4 protein-coding genes are annotated in these 3,035 nt (G+C 71.4%); all 4 read left to right on the forward strand.

The window, feature by feature from the left end; translation table 11 throughout:
- On the forward strand, positions 1 to 723 hold a 723-nt coding region (locus tag ACESL7_RS14845), incomplete at its 5' end, for a polyamine aminopropyltransferase (RefSeq protein WP_372894072.1).
- Positions 720 to 1,409 carry a class I SAM-dependent methyltransferase gene (locus tag ACESL7_RS14850; protein ID WP_372894073.1) on the forward strand — a complete coding sequence of 230 codons (690 nt, stop codon included), beginning with the start codon at positions 720 to 722 and terminating at the stop codon, positions 1,407 to 1,409. The genes ACESL7_RS14845 and ACESL7_RS14850, both read left to right, overlap by 4 nt.
- Positions 1,406 to 2,029 (forward strand): methyltransferase domain-containing protein, encoded by a 624-nt coding sequence (locus tag ACESL7_RS14855; RefSeq protein WP_372894074.1) that lies wholly within the window; start codon positions 1,406 to 1,408, stop codon positions 2,027 to 2,029. Before ACESL7_RS14850 ends, ACESL7_RS14855 begins: the two co-directional genes overlap by 4 nt.
- 143 nt (positions 2,030 to 2,172) lie before the next feature.
- A partial coding sequence (locus ACESL7_RS14860; protein ID WP_372894075.1) for an MgtC/SapB family protein occupies positions 2,173 to 3,035 on the forward strand: 863 nt, incomplete at its 3' end.

A 3,035-nucleotide genomic window follows, 5' to 3' on the forward strand; every position in this document is an offset into this window, starting at 1 on the left:
CACATGAGCCGATTTTTCGAGGAACTCGATTACTGCCCGACGCCGATCGGCGCGCTCAGCCTGCGCCGCCGCCATGATCTGCGGCTCGGCGAGGATGTCTGGGAAATCATGCTCGGTCAGGACTTCCTGATGACGAGCCATTTCACCGCGTCCGAGGTCGCGCTGGGGCGGCTCGGCGTCGCGGCCTGCGGGGGCGACGCGCTCGACATCGTGGTGGGCGGGCTGGGCCTTGGCTACACGGCCGCGGCCGTTCTCGACGAGACGAGGGTCGCGACCCTGCGGGTGGTCGAATATCTCGCGCCCGTGATCGCGTGGCATGAAACCGGGCTCCTGCCGCTCGGCACGCGGGTCGCCGACGATCCGCGGTGCCGGCTGGTGGAGGGGGATTTCTTCGCCATGGCCCGGGGGGAGGGGTTCGATCCGGATCGCCCGGCGCGGCGCTTCGACGCGATCCTCGCGGATATCGACCATGCGCCGGACCACCTGCTCGATCCGCGCAGCGACAGCTTCTATCAGGTCGAGGGGCTGCGCGCGCTGGGGCGCCACCTCAAGCCGGGGGGCATCTTCGGCCTCTGGTCCAACGAAGTGACGGACGCGCGTTTCCTTGACCGGCTGCGCGCGGCTTTCGCCGAGGCCCGGGCCGAACCGGTGACCTTCGACAACCCGCTGACCGGACGGCCCGTCACGCAGACCGTCTATCTCGCGCGGGCCGCGGCGGAATGAGCCTTTCGCGGCCCGACCCCGTGGGGCTGCCCGCCGCCAGGCCCGGCGCCTGCCCGCTCTGCGCGGCGCCGGCCGAGCCGTTCGCCACGATCGAGGGGCGTCGCTATTTCCGCTGCCCTGCCTGCGAGGCGCGGTTTCTCGACCCCGCCCGGCATCCCACGCCAGCCGAAGAGCATGCATGTTACCGGGACCACGAGAACGACCCCGACGACCCGCGCTATCGCCGGTTCCTGTCGAAGCTCGCGGACCCCCTTATCGCGCGGCTTCCGCAGGCGTCCCGCGTGCTCGACTACGGCTGCGGCCCCGGCCCTGCGCTGGCGGCGATGCTGCGCGAGGCCGGGCACGAGGTGGCGCTTTACGACCCGTTCTTCGCGCCCGACCGCGCGCCCCTTGCGGGCATCTACGACGTCGTCACCTGCACCGAGGTGGCAGAGCACTTTCACGCGCCGGCGCGGGAGTTCGAGCGCCTGCGCGGCATGGTGCGCCCGGGCGGGTGGCTGGCCGTGATGACCTGCTTTCAGACCGACGATGCACGCTTCGGGACCTGGCACTACCGCCGCGACCCGACCCATGTCGTGTTCTACCGCGCCGGGACCTTCCGTCACCTCGCGCGGCGGTGGGGCTGGTCCTGCGAAATCCCGGTGAAGGACGTCGCGTTGATGCGCCGGCCGGAGGCGCGCGCGTGACGAGCCGGCATCACGAGGAACGGCTGACCGCCGTTCTCGACGTCGTGCGGCAGAGCGGTGCGGCACGGGTGCTCGATCTCGGCTGCGGCGACGGCGATCTCTTCGTTCGGCTGGTGGAGGACCCGCGATACGAGGAACTGGTGGGCCTCGACATCTGTCGCGCCTCGCTGGATCGCTTGCGCGGCCGGCTGACAGCGTGCGAGCTGCGCGTCCCGCGCCTCGACCTGCGCGAGGCCTCGATGACCGAGCCGCCACCCGATCTGGCGGGCTTCGACTGCGCCCTCCTCGTCGAGACCATCGAGCATCTCGACCCCGGCCACCTGTCCAAGCTGGAGCAGGCCCTGTTCCACAGGATGCGCCCCCGCACGGCGGTGATCACGACGCCGAACGCGGACTTCAACCCGCTCCTCGGCGTGCCCCCGCACCGGATGCGCCATCCCGGGCATCGGTTCGAATGGGGCCGCGCGAAGTTCCGGGCATGGTGCACCCGCGCCGCCGCTGCGGCGGGATATGCCGTCAGGATCGACGATATCGCGGGCCAGCACCCTGACTTCGGCGGCGCGAGCCAGATGGCGATCTTCCGGTCGGACGTCGCGACGGCTCCAACGACGGTGGCGTGACCACGCCAGCTACCCCGGTGGCTGGCACGGGTGCGCAAGGATGGCAGGGGGCGCGCGCGTGTCGCGCGCAGTCCGTCCGGCCCATCGCGTTTCCCGGCGTTTCCGGGTGGCGAAGCGGCGCGGATGCCGGCACAGTTCGTCCGATGGATGAGGCAGACCTTTTCATCCGACTCGGACTGGCGCTCGCGATCGGGCTGCTCCTCGGCCTCGAACGCGGATGGCACGGCCGGGAGGAACCGGAAGGCGACCGGATCGCCGGCATCCGCACCTTCGCGCTGACGGGCCTTCTGGGGGGCGTCAGCGGCTGGCTGGCCGATCTGACGACGCCGCTTCTTCCGGCGCTTGCGCTTCTCGCGCTCGCCGGCCTGCTCGCGGTCAGCTACTGGGCCCGGCTGAAGGAGGACGACGATCTGGGCCTGACCACCGAGGTCGCGCTTCTGCTCACCTTCGGCCTCGGCGCGGCCGCGGCGCTGGGCGCCATGGCGCCGGCGGCCGCCGTCGCGGTCGTCGCGGCCCTGCTCCTGTCCATGAAACGCCGGCTGCACGGCTGGGTCCGACGGATCGAGCGGCTCGAACTCGAGGCGCTGTTCAAGCTCGCGCTGCTCTCGGTGGTCGTCCTGCCCGTGCTGCCCGACCGGGGATACGGTCCGGGGGAGGTCCTCAACCCCTTTGAGGTCTGGTGGGCGGTCGTCATCGTCGCGGGGCTGTCCTTCGTCGGCTATGTGGCGATCCGGCTTGCCGGGGCGCGGTTCGGCATGCTCGCGACGGGTCTCTTCGGCGGGCTCGCCTCGTCCACGTCGACGAGCCTTGCGCTTGCGCGCCTCGTCAAGGCGCAGGAGACGCTCGCCGCTCCGGCAGCGGCGGGAACCGTCGTCGCCGGGTCGGTGACCTTCCTGCGGATCCTCGTCCTCGTCGCGGTGTTCGAGCCGGCGCTCGTGGCGCCGCTCGCCGTGCCGATGGGGATCATGGCCGCCGTCGGACTGATCGGCGCGGCGCTGATTCACAT

The organism is Rhodosalinus sp., assembly GCF_041685465.1.
In the GTDB taxonomy this organism is placed as follows: domain Bacteria; phylum Pseudomonadota; class Alphaproteobacteria; order Rhodobacterales; family Rhodobacteraceae; genus Rhodosalinus.